6 protein-coding genes and 1 pseudogene are annotated in these 17423 nt (G+C 69.6%); 5 read left to right on the top strand and 2 right to left on the bottom strand.

Going from position 1 to position 17423, the window contains the following annotated elements; all coding sequences use genetic code 11:
- Positions 1-31: 31 nt before the first annotated feature.
- Together N7L95_RS24610 and N7L95_RS24605 are read right to left on the bottom strand one after the other, a co-directional pair.
- On the bottom strand, positions 32-838 hold the full coding sequence (locus N7L95_RS24610; protein ID WP_301260725.1) for a sterol desaturase family protein: 807 nt from the start codon (positions 836-838) through the stop codon (positions 32-34).
- A gap of 1258 nt (positions 839-2096) precedes the next feature.
- Positions 2097-2336, bottom strand: a pseudogene (locus N7L95_RS24605) (NAD(P)-binding domain-containing protein); the annotation flags it as partial.
- A gap of 35 nt (positions 2337-2371) precedes the next feature.
- Between N7L95_RS24605 and N7L95_RS24600 the strand changes: the two are divergent.
- The 5 genes from N7L95_RS24600 to N7L95_RS24580 all read left to right on the top strand — a co-directional run bounded on the left by N7L95_RS24600 (position 2372) and on the right by N7L95_RS24580 (position 17412).
- Positions 2372-2746 carry a LysR substrate-binding domain-containing protein gene (locus N7L95_RS24600; RefSeq protein WP_363324889.1) on the top strand — a complete coding sequence of 125 codons (375 nt, stop codon included), beginning with the start codon at positions 2372-2374 and terminating at the stop codon, positions 2744-2746.
- A 308-nt stretch (positions 2747-3054) separates the two neighbouring features.
- Positions 3055-4608, top strand: a complete 1554-nt coding sequence (locus tag N7L95_RS24595; protein WP_301260263.1) for a methyl-accepting chemotaxis protein — start codon at positions 3055-3057, stop codon at positions 4606-4608.
- Positions 4609-5712: 1104 nt separating this feature from the next.
- On the top strand, positions 5713-9333 hold the full coding sequence (locus N7L95_RS24590) for an IPT/TIG domain-containing protein (RefSeq protein ID WP_301260262.1): 3621 nt from the start codon (positions 5713-5715) through the stop codon (positions 9331-9333).
- A 102-nt stretch (positions 9334-9435) separates the two neighbouring features.
- On the top strand, positions 9436-10980 hold the full coding sequence (locus N7L95_RS24585; protein ID WP_301260261.1) for a hypothetical protein: 1545 nt from the start codon (positions 9436-9438) through the stop codon (positions 10978-10980).
- A gap of 66 nt (positions 10981-11046) precedes the next feature.
- Positions 11047-17412 (top strand): Ig-like domain-containing protein, encoded by a 6366-nt coding sequence (locus tag N7L95_RS24580; RefSeq protein ID WP_301260260.1) that lies wholly within the window; start codon positions 11047-11049, stop codon positions 17410-17412.
- Positions 17413-17423 lie beyond the last annotated feature (11 nt).

The raw sequence follows: 17423 nt of genomic DNA, 5'->3' as shown, positions 1-17423 counted from the left end.
GCACGGTGCGAGACGCATCGCTCCTTCGGGCTCAGTGGCGGGTGGGGCGGCGCTTGCGCCAGGGATGCAGCAGGGTGGCTCCGATGGCCCCGGTGGCGGGGAACGAGTCGGGCTCTGCCAGGCCGATGCCGCGGGGACGGCGTTGCGGCTGCCAGGTGAAGCTGCCGAAGAGCCGGTCCCAGATCGACAGGTCGGAGCCGTAGTGGCCGGCTTCATCGAGGTCGGTGCTGTGGTGCAGCCGGTGCTGCTCGGGGCTGGCGAGCAGGTGGTTGAGGCGGCCGAGCCGGACGTCGATGTTGGCGTGCGTGAAGTAGCCCTGCGCGATGACGAACAGTCCCACCGCGAAGCGCGCCGTCTGCGACAGCCCGAGCAGCGACAGCGTGGCCTGTACCACCAGCTGCGCGATCAGCACGTCGGCCAGGTGGTTGACGCCGTTGTTGGCCACGTTCACCTTCTGCGGCACATGGTGCACCCCGTGCAGCCGCCACAGCCACGGCACGGTATGGCCCAGCCGGTGCACCCAGTAGCTCGCCAGGGAGCCGGCAAGCAGGGCCAGCAGCAGTTCCAGGGGCAGCGGCAACCTGCCGTGCTCAGGCCCTTCGCCGCTGAAGACCGCCAGCAGCACGGCCTGGGCCATCGCACCGCCCACCACGGTCAGCAGGAAGTAGATGCCGTAGTGGCCCCATTCGCGTGCGGTGGGGTGCCAGCTCCTGTCGTAGGGAATGAACCGCTCCAGCAGCGCCAGGTAGCCGATGGTGGCGAGCAGGAAGGCGAAGCTGACCGTCCCGCGGTCCAGCCGCCAGGCCTCTGCCAGCACTGTGGTGCCGCAGCAGGCCATGAGCAGCAGCGGGTAGGCGGCCCGGCGGAGGTGGCGGCGGGAGGCATCGAGTTCAGCCGGGCCGGGTGGCGCCACGGTGACCGGACCCGCATCGGGGAGGGGGATCGAGCCTGCGGGCTCGTCGGTCGGGGAAACCGTGCCCTTGGCGACGGTCGGGGTGTCCTGCAATCGCATGGCTTGGGTCCGTGTGGAAAGACGAATTGCTTATGTTCTTAGCAACTCGACAAATGTGTTCCTCAAGTGATTAAGGAATGAATTCACTGCCGGATCTAACGGTACTGAAAAGCAGCAGCATCAAACAGTTGGTCCATCAGGCAGGTGGATGAGATGACAGGGATCCTGGCTTCGATAAGAAAGCAGTCAGGTGGGTTGTGCTATTTGAGCGCGCGGGGCAGGTGCGGGGCCCGCGTGTTGAATTAGTTTTGCCATTCTTGGGGCTGAACTAATCCGGCGTATCGCGTGTTGGTCTTGACGGTCGGTTTGGGTGCGATATAGGAGGCGACCCGCTCGACGCTTCAAATTGGCAAATCAAGCGGAAAAGGCGTGGGCCGGCCAAAGCACGTCGCCCGGCCTTTTTCGATGACATGGGAGAAAACCGCTCCGACGGCGAGGAAAAGGTCTGCCTGATCGCACGGCACTCTGGCGGCGAGTGAAGACACCGGCGATCGCGCGCCGGCAATCAACGCTGCTTGCCGGTGGCGATGGAATGGAGAGCGGGTGAGGCGGACTTGCCGCCGGGTGCAGCCCGGCAGCGAAACCGATGGCGGCGCAATAGCGGCCGCTGCTGCCGGGCCAGCGTGCCGGGATAAGCCGGCACCGATTCAGGTCGCGGGTACTCGACGCTGCTGCTTGGAGAATCCAGCGCTCGCCTAAGGCCGTTCAGGAAATATTAAGAGCGGCTAACAAAACTCAGCGCAGCGGTTCTGGCTAGGCGCGCCGCCGCAGACAGTACGACCGGTACGGCAAGGCGGCGCAACGACGCCAGAAGAGTTTTGTTAGCCGCTCTAAGCAGGCGCGGGTCGAGGCGCCAGGGATGATCGCCAAACGCTGGCCGGCCAGATAAGGCCTGTCGAGCCATGCACGGAAGGCCTCGGTCGTCCGCCGGGTTGGCTTTGCGAAATAGAAAGTGCATATATTCGACATGCGCTCCACCGGTGAAGGTAGATATTGCAGATCGACAGCAAATGCTGCGGCCGCACCACGTGCGGCGCCGCCAGCCCACCCATCGCCGCTGATGCGCGAAGAGGTCGTCAGTGCCTCAGCCGACGTTCACCAGATTCAATACGGCCAGCGGGCCGCCGGGAAACTGAGTGAGCCGGCCTTCCTGCACGCCGCCCAGGTCGATCGGCGCGAAGCCCAGGCGCGTAATCAGCTCGCTGACAGTGCGCTTGGCCTGCGCATCCGCCCCCGACAAGAACAAGGCGCGCCGGCCACCGTCGGCCCGCGGGTCGGCGGCCAGAACCTCCGCCGCCAGGTGGCCGAAGGCCTTCACCACCCGGCCCCGCCGGGCTGGCCCAGCTGGCCGGCGTGGTGATGCGCTCGCCGCTGAGCGGCCGGGTGCAGCCGCGGCTGCTGCGCAACGCGGCCGGGGCGAAGATGGCTGCGGTGCAGAAGCCGGTGCTGACGGTCAACGACCCGGTGGCGCTTTGCCGCGCGACAGTGCTGGGGCTGGGCGTCGGCCTGGTGGCCGTGCCCCATGCGATGCCGTACCTGCAGGGCGGCGAGCTGGAGCGGCTGCTTCCGGACTGGGACGCCGATCTCGGGCCCGTCTCGCTCTACTTCACCAGCCAGAAGCTGCTGCCGGCCAAGACGCGGGCATTCGTCGACTTCATCACCGAGGCGTTCCGGGCGCGGCCGCTGCCACAGGCCGGGTCTGCCGCGCCGGGGGCGAGGCGGAAAACGCGCTGAACGATCGGGGCCCCCGTGGCGGCCCAGGGTGTTGCGGGCGGCGCCGCCGCGGACGGCGACAGTGCCGCTGCCGGGCGCAGAGGGCGCCGGCCCTCAGGCAAGAGCGGCCGGCGGCCGTGCGAGGTCCTTGGTCAGCACCGTGCGAAGTGTGCATTCCTACCGGGCGATCGTGCTCAAGCTGGCCGGCCCGCGGCCGAAATTACCTGAGCTCGCGTGCCCCAGCTCGTGTCGTTGCGGCCCTCTTTGGGGCCATGGCAAGCCCGGCGCGGCCAGAGAGCAGCCCCGCCATCGAGACAGGAACAACGATCTTGGTCAAGAACCTTTCCATCAAAGCACGGCTCGTCTTTGTGCTGTCTTTCCTCGCCCTTCAGCTGGCCACGGGTGCCCTCATCGGCATCTTCAGCCTCCGCGAGGCCAATACCTTGATGGCGAGCATGTACGACGACCGGCTCGTTGCATTGGGTCAGCTGGACCGCGTCATCCGCCTGTTGAACCGCAATCAGACCCTGCTGTCGCAGGCGCTCGTGTTGCCGGCCGACAAGGTGGCCGCGCACCTGAGCGCGGTGGAGGAGAACGACACTGTCATCGCCCGGGTGTGGAAGGAGTACATGGCCACCTACCTCACGCCGGAAGAGAAAGCCCAGGCAAGTGAGTTCGAGGCGGCACGGCAGAAGATGCTCCAGGAAGGCGTGCAGCCGACTGTGGCCGCATTGCGAAGCGGCGATACCGCCAAGGCGACGGAACTGATGCTGGGGCCGGTGACAGCGATGTTCACGCCGACGCGGGAAGCCGGTGACCACCTCATCAGCCTGCAGCTGCGAGAGGCGGCTACCCTGCGTGCCCAGGCGCAGTCCCGCTATGAGCTGGTGCGCAATTCATGCACCGCCGCCGTCATCGCCGGCCTGCTGGTGGCGCTGGGCTTTGGCGTGTGGCTGGTGCGCTCCATCGTCGGCCCGCTGTCGACGGCCGTGCGCATCACCGAGCGTGTCGCCCAGGGTGACCTGACGCAGCGCATCGAAGCGACCACCTCCGACGAGACCGGCCAGCTGCTGGCCGCACTCAAGCGAATGAACGAGAGCCTGGTCGGCATCGTCTCGCGAGTCCGCAACAGCTCCGACAGCATTGCGACCGGTTCCACCCAGATTGCCATTGGCAACCAGGACTTGAGCCAGCGCACTGAAGAGCAGGCCAGCAACCTGCAGCAGACCGCAGCCTCGATGGAGCAGTTGACCGCAACGGTCAAGCAGAACGCCGACACCGCGCGCGAAGCAACCCAGCTGGCCCACGGCGCCACCGAAGCCGCGGCCGAAGGAGGCCGGGTGGTGGGGCAGGTGGTGGTCACGATGAACGACATCACGCAGGCCTCGCACAAGATCGCCGACATCATCGGCGTGATCGACGGCATTGCCTTCCAGACCAACATCCTGGCCCTCAATGCCGCCGTGGAAGCCGCACGCGCTGGCGAGCAGGGCCGGGGCTTCGCGGTCGTGGCCGGCGAGGTGCGCAGCCTGGCGCAGCGGTCGGCCCAGGCGGCCAAGGAAATCAAGGTGCTGATCGGTGACAGCGTGACCAAGGTGGAAAGTGGCTCGAGGCTCGTCAACGAAGCGGGCGAGTCGATCACCAACATCGTCAGGCAGGTCAAGCGCGTCAACGACTTGATCGAGGAAATCGGCTCGGCCACCGTGGAGCAGAGCAGCGGCATCGGCCAGATCGGTGATGCGGTCAACCAGCTCGACCAGGTCACCCAGCAGAATGCGGCGCTGGTCGAAGAGAGCGCTGCAGCCGCTGAAAGCCTCAAGCACCAGGCGGCGGAACTGGCGCGCATGGTGTCGGTGTTCCAGCTGTCCGAGGCCACGGCCTGAGCGGTCGAGCCACCGTCATGTTGCAGGGCCCGGGCCGTGTCGGACGGGCACCGGCCACGCGCAGAACCAGAGGGCAGCGCGTGCTCGAGCCGCGGGCGGGTGGCGGAGACCCTCTACAGAGCGACTCGCTCCGGCTGGCGATGAGCCACCGCCGGGCCTGCGCCGCTAACGCCGGCCGCAGCGTCCGGCGGCGTGATCCATCAAGGACGCCGTGGGGGCCCCCTGTCGGTCCCCATGGCAGCCCCGTCGGCATCGCGTGACTGCGCGTTGCTGCCTGTGGCTGCTCTGCTTTCGGTGAGCCATCCCGCCGCCCCTTGGGCATCCACCCTCCATGAGTCGCCGGCGTCCGAACGAGGTGCGTGATCGGCGCGTTTCGCGTGGTCCGTGCGACACGGCAGCACTGGCGGAACAAGAAGGGCAACGCGGGATCGCTGCGTGGCGGCCTGGCTGACTGGCGCTCCCGCAAGGGGAGTGACCTGCCCTGCGAGTCCCGATCGTCCGACATCGGGCCGACATCCAAGCGGCCCTCCCAGCCGGAGTTCATGCAGGCACCGCACCGCACCGCACCGCACCGCACCGCACCGCACCAAAGGGCGAATGGCCCATTTCCCACGAAGTTCCCTGCCATTCGTGATCAATTCCCGGTTTTGTGCCTCGTTGGAGGCATCGCTCCCGTGGAAGCAGGAGCAATCCCTTGTTCGTGGGGGCGGGAGAGGGGCGAGTTTGGATACAGTTCGCCGAGCCAAGAAAAATAGGTGAGGAAACGTGCCAAACCCATCGCGCCAGAAATCGCCCCGAGGCGCACGGCCCATGGCTGTGCAAAGGATGTCAGTGCTTCTGGCATCCATGGCCGCGTGCTGCACGCATCTCCCTGCCGCCGAACAGGGGCCGGCGCGAATGCCGCGTCGCCTGTTTCCGGCACTTGCATCTCCATCCGCGGGATGAGGTAGCGGCGTCGCTCGGTTGAGCGGCCCCGTCCTGCCTCCTGCCTTCCCTCTTGCCAACCCACCGGGAGCCCGGTTGATGTGGTCGTGTGCGCGTGTGGCGTTCCCGCGGACGCCTGTTCTTCACCCAGCGATGGTCGTGGCCGGCGCAGGGCGGTGTGTGGCCGCTCTCGTGGTGCTGCTGCTGATGCTGCTTGCCGTGCCGCACGCAGCGGCGCAGACGCGCGTCTCGGGGGCCATACAGGTCCACACCCGATGGAGCCTGGAAGGCAGTCCCTACCTGCTGGAGGGGCCGGTGTCGGTGCAGGGCGGCGCGACGCTGTCCATCGACGCCGGCGTGGTGCTCTACATGGGCGCAGGCAGCCAGCTGGAAGTGCAGGCGGGTGCCGTGCGGGCCACGGGGACCGCGGCGGCGCCGATCCGCGTGCTGTCGGACAAGACGCGCCTGGGCCAGCCGGCCGCGCCGGGTGACTGGGGGCAGTGGGTGTTCACCAGCGGCGCGTCGGCATCGCGGCTCGACCATGTGGTGTTCGAGCATGGCCGCGGCCTGGTGGTGCTGGGTGCCTCGCCGGTCTTCAACCACCTGGCGATCCGCCACCAGCAGGGGGCGGCCATCACTGTCGACCTGGCCGCTTCGCCGAGCGGCATCGGCAACCAGGCCAGTGACAACAGCCTCAACGGCATCGCGGTGCCGGCCGGCGACATCACCGGCACCGTGAAGTGGGGCCTGCGCGGCATTCCTTACGTGGTGGCGTCCGGCACCGTCTCGGTGGGCGCCTCGCCGGTCATCAGCGGTATCAGCCCCGCCAGCGTGGAGCAGGGCCAGACGGTGACGCTGTCGGTCTCCGGCAGTCGCCTGCAGGGCGCGGGCGCCGCCAGTTTCGACCAGGCCGGGCTGGCGCTGACGCCCTTCTCCGGGGGCTCTGCCAGCCAGGTGCACTTCCAGTTGAAGGTCGATGCGGCCGCGCCACTGGGCACGGCCGGCTTGCGGCTGCAAACCGACGCGGGGGAGGTGACGCTCGACAAGGCGCTGACCGTCACGCCACCCTTGCCGGTGGTGACGGCGCTGAGCCCCAACTCCATCCTGGCCGGTGCCGGGCTGACCCGCTTGTCGGTGCAAGGCCGCAACTTCGGTTCGCAATCCCAGGTGCTGCTGGATGCCACGGTCGTGCCCACCGAGTACGTCAGCGCTGCCGAACTGCGCGCCACCGTTCCGAGCCAGAGCGCTCCGGGCACCTTGCGTGCGCAGGTGCGGTCGCCCGATCCCCGCAGCCCGGGGCAGTACCTCACCTCCAACAGCGAGTTGCTGACGGTGGAGGCACCGGTGCCGCCGACCGTCAACATCGAGCCCAATCCCATCGCGCTGCCGCCAGACGGCAAGCCGCGGCAAATCACGGTGCGCTTCTCGAAGGCCGACTACCGTGACCACACGCTGGTCTTCTCGACCTCCGACCCCGGCAAGGCCAGCGTCGAACCCAGCCGCCTCACCATTGCAGCGGGCCAGACGAGTGGCAAGTTGACCATCGTGTCCAAGCTGGCCGGCTCGGTCACGCTCACGGGCGAGTCCGAGACGCTGGCGCGCATCAGTGTGCCGGTGTTCATCACCACCGATTTCCGCGGCGCCAGCACGAGTTTCGCCCGTCCTGTCGGCGTGTTCGTCGAAGGTGGTGGTGTGGTCTCCACCTCGCCGGTGACCGTCACGCATTCGAGCGTGGGCGTCTCGGTGGGCGCGGTGCTGACCGGCAGCGCGCCGCGTGGCTGGGCGTTGGGCAGTCGTGCCAGCTTCACGGTGAGCGGGCGTGGCATTCCGGCCGGCGCTCGTGTCGCCCTGGTGCCATCCGCCGGCCTGACGCTGGACAGCCCGGTGGTGTCGCCGGACGGTTCGCAGCTGCAGTTCACGGTGTCCGCGGCGGCCGACGCACCCACCGGCGCCAAGCGCATCGAGGTGAGGGACGCCGCTGGCGCGCTGCTGGCCTTCTCCGATCCGGCCCAGTCGATGGTGCAGCTGATGTCCGGCCTGCCGACCATCGTATCGGTGGCGCCCATCGATGCGGTCCCCGGCTCGACCGTGCGCCTGGTGGTGCGCGGCCAGCACCTGCACCAGGGCCTGTCCAGCCTGCAACCGGCCGATGGCCTGGTGCTGGACGCCCAGCCCCAGGTGAACGCCGATGGCACCGAGCTGACCGCCTCCCTGCAGGTGCTGCCTGGTGCGCCCACCGGCGTGCGGCTGGTGCGCGTGGCCACGCCAGCGGGGCAGAGCACGGCCGAGGGCAGCGAGGCCAACCGCCTGCGCATCGTCAGTGCGCTGCGTGAAACCGTCACGCCGGTTGCCTCCCGCCTGGTGGGAGTGGTCGTCGGGCAGGCCACCCGGCCGCCCGAGCCCCAGTCAATGGCGCAGCACACGGTGCTGGTGGGTGTGCTGCGCGGCGTGGGCGTGGCGGAAGTCGCGCCGACCAGCGCGGTGATCGGCACCTCGGTGACGGTCGAGGTGCGGGGCGTGGGCCTGCGCGGGATCACCTCGGTGGCCTTGCAGCCGGCCACTGGCCTCACGATCGAAGGCTCGCCGAGCATCAATGACGAAGGCACGTTGCTGCGGTTCGTCGTGAAGGTTGATGCCGCGGCCGAGCTGGGCTTGCGCCGCCTGGTGTTGAACAGCGCGGCCGGGCCGGTGGCCTTCGCCCGCGCCAGCGACGGCAGCTTCCTCGTCTCGGCGCCGGTGCCCGAGCTGGACTCGGTCGAGCCGCAGGTGCTGCTGGCCGGCCAGGCCTCGGCCAAGGTGACGCTGCGCGGTCGCAACCTGGGCAACGTGGTCGGCGTCCGGCTGGTGCCGGCCGACGGCGTGTCCGTGTCCGGCCCCTTCGAGTCAAGCGCCGACAACACGGTGCTGAGCTTCACGGCAAGCGTGGGCGGTGCGGCGCCCTCGTCCACCCGCACGGTGATCGTCGCCACTGCTGCCGGCGAATCGAGCCCCGCGGCCACACCCGCCAACACGCTGCGCATCGCCAAGCAGGCGGGCCCGACCTACAGCGCACTGGTGGCGCCGCAAGTGGGCGTGCTGGTCGGCCGGGTGGCCACGCAGGACCCGGTCGCAACCCAGGTGATGGCGACGTCGGTTGGCGTGGTGATCCCGCTCCAGCAGGAGCCGGTCACCACCCCCCGGACGGGTACGAGCACACGGGTGGGACTGGTCGTGGGCGAGGTGGTCCGCTCGATGACGCCGGACGGCTGGCTGCAGGGCGCGTCGGGCGAGGTCGTCGTCACCGGCAGCGGGCTGGACGCCGTCACCGCGGCGGCCGCGCTGCCGCCCACGGGCCTGCTGTTCGGCACTCCGGTGGTCGAGGACCAGGGCCGTCGCCTGCGCATTCCGCTGTCGGTCGCTCCGGACGCGCCGCTGGTGCAGCGCCGCCTGCAATTGCTGACGGCTGGCGGGACGCTGACCTTTGTCCTGCCCGAAACGCCGGTGTTCGGCATCGGGCGGCTGCCGAGCATGAGTTCGGTCTCGCCCATCGTGCTGGAGCAGGGCAAGGCGGTGCGCCTCACGGTGCGCGGCACCGCGCTGCAGGGTGTGGCCCGCGTCGGCCTGGAGCCGGCCGACGGCGTGGCCGAGGTCTCGGCGCCCGAGTGGTCGCAGGACGCGCTGGGTGAATTGCTGACCGTGACGGTGCAGCTCGATGCCGCCGCCACGCTCGGCCAGCGGGCGCTGCGCCTGTTCGTGCCGGGGGGCGCCACACCGGCTGCCGCATCGGCGATCAACACCGTCAAGGTCGTGGGTCCTCAATAGGACCCGGGAGCCGCCATGTCCCTGCCCTTGTTCTCCCCTGATGTTTTCCAGGCGCCGCTGCGCGCCGCTGTCTTTCGCTTCCTTCGTTCGAGGAGTCACACCATGAACCAGCCTATTCGCAAGCTCACGCCGACTCCGAAACTCGGTGCGTCGGTCGCGGCCCTCATCGCCATGCTGTGCGCCGGTGGCGCGCAGGCCGCCTTCAACAGCGGCAGCACCGGTGCCGACGGCGCCTTCAACCCGGTGGTCAACACCGAGGTGCAGTTGCCGCCATCGGGCATCCTGAACTACACGAGCGTCAACATCCCGGCGGGCGTCACGGTGAAGTTCAAGCGCAACCAGGCCAACACGCCGGTCTATATCCTGGCCAGCGGCGATGTGACGATCGCCGGCGCCATTGACGTCCGCGGCGGCGACAGCACCGCCACCGGCACTTATGGCGACGGCGTGCTGGGCGACGACGCCCTGCCGGGCCAGGGTGGCCCCGGCGGCTTCGACGGCGGCCGCGGTGGGCGTGAAGACGCGGCCCAGCGGCCAGAAGTGGTCCGCGCCGGCGGCGGCCTGGGCCCCGGCGGCGGGGTGGGCGGCATCGAAGGCGCCGACGGCTGCAACATCAGCCGCTACCACAAGTACATCGGCTCGGGCGGCGCCTATGCGGCCGACACCTATTCGTCGCGTTCGAACCAGGCGTACTGCGGCAACATCATGCCGCCGCTGTCCAAGGCCTACGGCTCTGCCCTGCTGCAGCCGTTGATCGGCGGCTCGGGCGGTGGCGGTGGCCGCGGCGGTTCCTCCTTCCCCGGCTCGGGCGGCGGTGGCGGCGGCGGTGCCCTGCTGATCGCGTCCTCCGGCACGCTGCGCATCACTGGTTCGATCGACGCCACCGGCGGCGACGCGGGCGGCGTGGCCGGTGCCAACGCCGGCGGCTATGGCGCGGGCGGCTCCGGCGGTGCGGTGCGGCTGGTGGCTACCACGGTCACTGGCAACGGCAAGCTGTACGCCAACGGTGGCTGCCTGAACGTCAGCAACCAGCGTCGCCAGGGCTGCGGCTGGCAGGGCAACTACGGCGAGCAGGGTGGCTCGCCCGGCCGCATCCGCATCGAAGGCGAGGCCATCACCTTCAACGGCAGCTCGGAGCCCGCCTATGTCGGCGACACCCCGGGCCCGGTCTTCATTGCCGAGGCGCCCAGCCTGCGCATCGCCTCCATCGCCGGCCAGACCGTGCCCGCCAACCCCACCGGCAATGCCGACGTGACCTTGCCGGCCACCACCACCGGGCCGGTGGAAGTGCAGTTCCAGACCATCAACGTGCCGGTGGGCAACACCGTGCTGCTGCGGGTGGTGCCGGCCTACGGCAACACCACCGAGGTGCTGAGCCCGGCCATTGCCGGCAGCACGGCGTCGGGCACCGCCTCGGTGTCGGTCACGCTGCCGCAAGGCCCCAGCACCCTGCAGGCCACGGCCACCTACACGGTGGTGGTGGCCGAGGGCCACAGCCTTTCGCACCTGGCGCAGAACGAGGCGGTCGAGAAGGTGGAAGTGACCGTGTCCCTGACCGGCGAGACCACCGCCCGGCTCATCACCGCGAGCGGCAAGTCCTACAGCGTGCCCTACGGCGCGCTGCGCGCGGCCGGCTTCCAGGGCTGATGCGGCAGCAGGGCATCCGTTAGCAGCAGGGACCGCGGGGCGGGCAGCAACACAACAGCGATCACCATGACGACTACCGAGGTCAGCAGGCAGGCCGCGGCGCGCTCCAGCGGCGCGCACGGCAACGCGAACGAGCGCAGGCGTGCGCGCCTTCGGGTGCTCGGGCCACTGGGCCGTGGACTCGGCCGGGCGTCGCTGGCGATCGCCGCGCTGCTGTCCCTCGGCGCCGTGGCGGCCGAGCTGACGCTGGAAGAGGGCGTGGTCGTCAAGTTCGGCAGCGATGCCCGCCTGGTGGTGCGCGACAAGCTGGCCACCGGCGCCGCCGTCACGCTCACCAGCCAGAAGGACGACCGCACCGGTGGCCCGGCGCTGCCGCTGCCGCAAAGCCCTGCCGCGGGCGACTGGCGCGGCCTTCGACTGGAAAAATCGGCCGCCGTGCAGACCCCCGCCCTGAAGGGCGTGAGCCTGCGCTTTGCCGGTGGTACGGATGGCGCCGGCCTGGCAGTGCGCGGCTACAACCCGGAGCTGCAGTACCTGCAATTCACCGACAACACGGTCGGCCTGCGGCTGCTTGACCTGGCCTCACCGGCCATCACCGGCTCCAGCTTCCTGCGCAACGGCACCGGCCTGGAGGCCCTGGGCGGCAGCGTCCCCAGCATCTCCAGCACGCAGTTCTCGGGCAACACCCGGCTGGCCATCGACAACAAGGACCCGGCCCGTCCCATCACCGCCACCGGCAACTGGTGGGGCCACGACAGCGGGCCGCGCGACGCGACAGGCAACCCGCAAGGGCAGGGCGATGCGGTGTCCGCCGGTGTGGGCTATGGCAACTGGCTCGCCTCGGCGCCGCTGCTGAACCCCAGCGTGTTGCTGGCGGCGCCGGCGCCCTACTTCGAGCAGCGCAGCGTGCTGCTCGACCTGTCGTGCGTGAACGCCACCGAGTACCGCGTTGCCGAAGGCAGCGGCTTTGCCGGCGTCGCCTTTCAGCCGCTGGACAACGGCCGCCTGACGGTGCCGTACACCGTCTCCGAAGGCGATGGCCGCAAGGCCATCAGCGTGCAGTTCCGCAATGCCACCGGTACCGTGGCCACCGCGGTGCTGGCTGGCGGCGTGCTGGTTGACACCCAGCCGCCTGCCGTTTCGCTCACCACGCCGGCCGACGGCAGCGTGGTGGCCCAGCCGATCACGCTCGAGGCGAGCGTGGCGGACGCCTCCGGCATCAGCCGGGTGGACTTCCATGTGGACGGCAAGCTGCTCGGCAGCCGCAGCTCCGCACCGTATACCCAGGCCTGGGACAACCAGGCCCTGAGCGACGGCCCGCACACCATCCGGGCCGTGGCCACCGACGCCGCCGGGCGCGTCAGCGAAGCCACCAGCACGGTCATGCTCTCGCGCACGCCGCCCGCCCCGGATACCGAGGGGCCGCAGCTGGCCACCGTGAGCCTGGGCGGCAGCCCGCTCGCCAACGGCGCCACCCTGGCACGTGGCGGCAGCCTGACCTTCAACGCCAGCGACCGCAGCGGCATCTCGCGCATCGAGCTGCTGCTGGACGGCGTGGTGGTGGCCACTGCCACCGGCAGCGGCAGCTACACGGCCGCGCTCTCGCTGGACAGCGTGGCCAACGGCCCGCACAGCCTGGCGCTGCGTGCCACCGACTCGCTTGGCAACCTGACGCTGGTGAGCTGGAACGTCACCGTGGCGCATGCGGCTCCCGAGGCGCCGGCCTTCACCCAGCCGAGCGACGGCTTCGTCACTCGCACTGCGGCGCTGGTGGTGGCCGGGCGGGCGCCGGCCGGCACGACTGTGCAGGTGCTGCAGAACGGCCAGCCCGCCGCCAGCGTGCAGGCCACCAGCGACGGCCGCTTCAGCGCCGGCTTGACGCTGTTGCCCGGCAGCAACCGCCTGCAGGCGAGTGCCACCGACACGCACGGCACCAGCGCACTGTCTGCTGCGGTCAGCGTGACTCTTGACGTCACCGTGCCGGGCAGCCCCGGCACGCTGAGCGCCGCCGCGCAGGCGGGTGGCAAGGTGCGCCTGAGCTGGCAACGCGCGACCGACCCGAACGCGGTCGGCTACGACGTCTACCGCTCGTCCAGCCCGTTCAGCGTGATTGGCGAAGCGGTCAAGGTCAACGGCAGCCGGTTGGCCGGCACCACGCTGGACGACCTGCCGACCCAGGACGGCACCTGGCACTACCGCGTCGTGGCGGTGAATGCGGCCGGCACGCCGTCGGAGCCGTCCAACCCGGTGCAGGCGTTGTCGGACAGCACCTTGCCGAAGGCCTTGTCCATCGCCTACACGCCGCTCGGCAAGGTGGATGCCGCCAGCGGCCGCATCGGCCAGGGCCGGGTCAACCTGGTGGCCACGGTGAGCGAGGCGCTGCAGGCGCCGCCCTACCTGTCCATCGTGCCGCAAGGGGGGGTGCCCATCCCGGTGGAGCTGAGCAAGACCGGCGACACCTCCTACGCCGGCAGCTTCCTGGTGGACGCCGGCACCGCCTCCGGCCTGGCCAGCGTGCTGTTCTCGGCGCGCGACCTGGTGGGCAACCGCGGTACCGACATCGACGCCGGCGGCACGCTGCGCATCGACACCGAAGGTCCGGCCCTGTCCAACATCCAGCTGACCCCCAGCGCACCCATCAAGGTGGACCGCGGCGCGGCCGTGGTCGCCACCTTCACCTTCAGCAAGCCGCCCAAGCCGGGTGCGACGCCGCAGCTGCGCTACCTGCTGTCCGGGCCGGTGCGCCAGCCGGTGGCCATCGACAGCCTGAGCGCGGTGAATGCGACCACCTGGCGCGGCAGCTTCACGCTGCCGAGCGACGCCGGGCTGGGCGGGCCCGAGACGCTGAGCTTCTCGGTGCAGGCCATCGACGAGCTGGACAACATCTCCACCAAGGTGCTGGCCTTCAACCGCTTCCAGGTCTACCAGGGCGAGCTGCCGCCGGCCAACGTGCCGCTCGGCTTCACCGCCAAGGCCCAGCCTGGCGGCAAGGTGCGGCTGGACTGGCAGGCGGTGGACGAGGCGCAGGCCTACCAGCTGTATCGCCAGGCGCCGGGCGAGGACGGCCTGCAGCCCCTGGTGCGCGCAGGCGGCACCAGCCATGTGGACCAGACGCCGCGCGACGGCAGCTACCGCTATGCCATCGCCTCGGTGCGCATGGTGAACGGGCAGGAGGCGGTCTCGGGCCAGAGCGCACCGGTGGAGGTGCAGAGCAGCGCCAATGCGCCGGGTGCGCCGCAGAACCTGAGCCTGCGCCTGACCGGCCAGGGCATCGTCGCCACCTGGCAGGCGCCGCTGGCGAGCACGGTGGACAGCTACCGGCTGTACCGCGCTTCGGGCACCTCCATTGGCAGCATCGATGGCCTCACGCCGCTCAAGAGCGGCATCCGGCAGACGGCGGCGCTGGACGCGTCCCCGTCGCCCACGCAGGGCGCCTACGTGGTGACCGCGGTGGATGCGGCCGGCAACGAATCGGCGCCGTCCAATTCGACCTACCTGAACGCCAGCCTGCTGCCGGTGCGCGACCTGCGGGTGGAGCAGCTCGGCAAGGAGCTGCCGGTGATCCGCTGGAGCGCGCCCAACGGCAACGTGGCGGGCTACAAGGTCTATGTCGGCCCGGACGGTGCGCGGACCCTGCTGACCCCCGGCACCGTGAGCGCACTGAGCCTGACGGACACCGGCTACACCAGCGGCGAGCGCCGCTACACGGTGGCCACGGTGGATGCCAATGGCGTGGAACTGCCGCGCAGCGTGCTGATGCCCAGCCTCAACACGCAGATCGCGGCCGGCCTGCCGCTCAAGCGGGGCGTGATGAACAAGCTGCAGGTGCAGGTCACCAACACCTCTGCGGCCACGCTCGACGGCGTGCGGGCGGTGGTGCGCCTGCCGGTGGACCGCGAGGCGACGCAGTTCAAGGACCACAAGTCGGCCACCGTCAGCCTGGCGCCGAACCAGACCCTGCTGGTGCCGGTGATCGTCGGTGGCTACACCGAGCTGCCGTCGCGGGTGCCGGCGCAGCTCGGCGTGGAGATCGAGCCGGCCGAAGGCGAGCTGGTGAAGATCACCCGCAGCGAGACGCTGGAGGCCACCGACAGCGCGCTGGTGGTCGGCATGGCCACCGACGAGTTCACTCGCGGCGGCAGCGGCAAGGTCAAGCTGACGATCGAGAACACCAGTGAGGTGGATGTCGAGCTGCTCACCGCCACCCAGAACGGCAAGGGCGAGTCCACCGAGCTGCGCTTCAAGATCCTGGACGGTGACAACAACGTGCTGGCGGTGCAGTCCTACCGGCAGGTGCTGGGCGCCAATGTGGTGACGCTGACCAACGGCCTGACCGTGGCGCGCATTCCGGCGGGTGCCAACTACGTCTCCGACGTGTTCGAGTTGAACGTGCCGGCGTCCAGCCCGAACAGCATCCGCGTGAAGCTGGAGGTCGACACGTTGCGCTACCACAGCGGCGAGGCGGACGAGATCCGCATTGCCGGCCGTGGCTCGGAGAAGACGGTATCGCTGGTGGACACCGCCTATGTCGGCGAGGTGACGCAGGTGGCACCGCTGAACTCGTTCGGCGACGAGGACGTGCTGATCACCGGCCGTGCACTGGACCGCCGCAGCAACCAGCCGCTGCCCAACACCCGGCTCAAGCTGGTGCTGAACCAGCAGGGCTTCGAGCGGGTGTTCAGCGTGCTGACCGATGCGACCGGCAGCTTCACCTACACCTTCAAGCCGACCGTGACCGACGCCGGCCTGTACAAGGTGTCGGCGGTGCACCCGGACATCACCGACCGGCCGGAGCAGAAGGCGTTCACCATCAACCGCGTGACGGTGGGGCCGACGCCGTACAAGCTGGACATTCCGCGCAACTACACGTTCAGCATTCCGTTCACGGCGAAGGCGGGGGCGGGCACCGCGGCGACGGGGCTGCGCTTTGTGCTCGACGCCGCCGCACAGCCGACCGGCCGCCTGCCCGAGGGCGTGACCGTCGAGCTGCCGGCGCCGGTGAGCCTGGCGGAGCGGCAGACGCTCAACGTGCCGGTGAAATTCACCGCGAACAACGAGGCGCAGCCGTCGGGCAGCCTCATCCTGAACGTGGTGAGCGACGAGCATCCTGGCAGCCCGATCGCCGTGGTGAAGGTCGACTATGTCTTGTCGGAGGCCAAGCCCTACCTGACCAACACGCCGAGCTTCGTCGAGACGGGCCTGGCGCGGGGCAGCAGCGAGATCGAGAGCGTGACGGTGCAGAACAAGGGCCTGCAGGATGCGTTGAACCTGCGCTTCAGCCTGACCAAGGCCGATGGCAGCCCGGCGCCGGCCTGGGCCGCCATCGTCAGCAGTGCGAACGGCTCGCTGGCGGTAGGGGCCAAACGGGTGATCGATCTTTCGTTCACACCGCCGGCCGACACCGCCGAAGCCGTCTACGAGTTCAAGCTGCAGGTGCAGGGCGACAACGTCCCGGCACAGGCCATGAACGTGTTCGCCAGCGTGACGCAGAGCGGGCAGGGCCATGTGTTGTTCAAGGCCTCTGACATCTACACCGCCACGGTCGACAAGCAGGGCAAGCTGATCCAGGGCCTGGCCAACGCCCGCATCACGGTGCAGAACGAGGACGTGGCCTCGGTGACGCAGGAGCTGGTGACCGACAGCCTGGGCGAGGCCCTGTTCCAGAACCTGCCGGCCGGCCGGTACAAGTTCCGCGCCCACGCCGCCAACCACCAGGAGGTGGGCGGCCGGCTGCTGGTCAAGCCAGGCATCACGGTGAACCAGCCGGTGTTCCTCGACTACAACCTCATCACGGTGGAGTGGAGTGTTCGCGAGATCACGATCCAGGACCGCTACGACATCGTGCTGAACGCAACCTTCGAGACCGATGTGCCGGCCGCGGTGGTCGTGTTGCAACCGGCCAGCGTGAACCTGCCGAAGATGAGCGCGGGCGATGTGTACTACGGCGAGCTGAGCCTGACCAACCATGGCCTGGTGCGCGCCGACAACGTGCAGAAGACGCTGCCGCAGAGCGACGCCTACTTCCGCTACGAGTTCTTGGTGGACGTGCCGGCGCAGCTTGAGCCGAAGCAGCGCGTGACCATCCCCTACCGCGTCATCGCGCTGCAGCCGCTCGACCAGGCAGCGACCAGCGGCACGGCCAGCGGCGGTGGCTGCTACAGCTACAGCAGCCGCCTCAGCGTGAGCTGCACCTTCCAGTGCGCCAACGGCGCCACCTCGAACTGCGGCTCCTCCATGTCGTGGTTCGCCGTCAGCAATAGCTCCTGCCCGGGCGGCGGGGGCGGCGGTGGTGGTGGTGGTGGTGGCGGCTGGGGCGGCGGTGGCGGCTGGGGTGGCGGCGGCGGCAGCACCACACTTCCCCTGCCCGGCAAGAAGTGCGTGTTCGTGCCCAAGGGGGGCGGTAAGGGCGACTACTCATGCAAACGCGGTTGAACCCGATGGCG

The organism is Eleftheria terrae, from assembly GCF_030419005.1.
GTDB lineage: Bacteria > Pseudomonadota > Gammaproteobacteria > Burkholderiales > Burkholderiaceae_C > Caldimonas > Caldimonas terrae.
The sequence above is the reverse complement of the archived record's forward strand: the minus strand, read 5'-3'. Positions and strand labels throughout refer to the sequence as shown.

Excerpts from the sequence above, each read along its gene's own strand:
- N7L95_RS24600 (WP_363324889.1), top strand. The coding sequence starts at position 2,372 with ATGCGCTCGCCGCTGAGCGGCCGGGTGCAGCCGCGGCTGCTGCGCAAC.
- N7L95_RS24580 (WP_301260260.1), top strand. The coding sequence starts at position 11,047 with ATGACGACTACCGAGGTCAGCAGGCAGGCCGCGGCGCGCTCCAGCGGC.
- N7L95_RS24610 (WP_301260725.1), bottom strand. The coding sequence starts at position 838 with ATGGCCTGCTGCGGCACCACAGTGCTGGCAGAGGCCTGGCGGCTGGAC.
- N7L95_RS24585 (WP_301260261.1), top strand. The coding sequence starts at position 9,436 with ATGAACCAGCCTATTCGCAAGCTCACGCCGACTCCGAAACTCGGTGCG.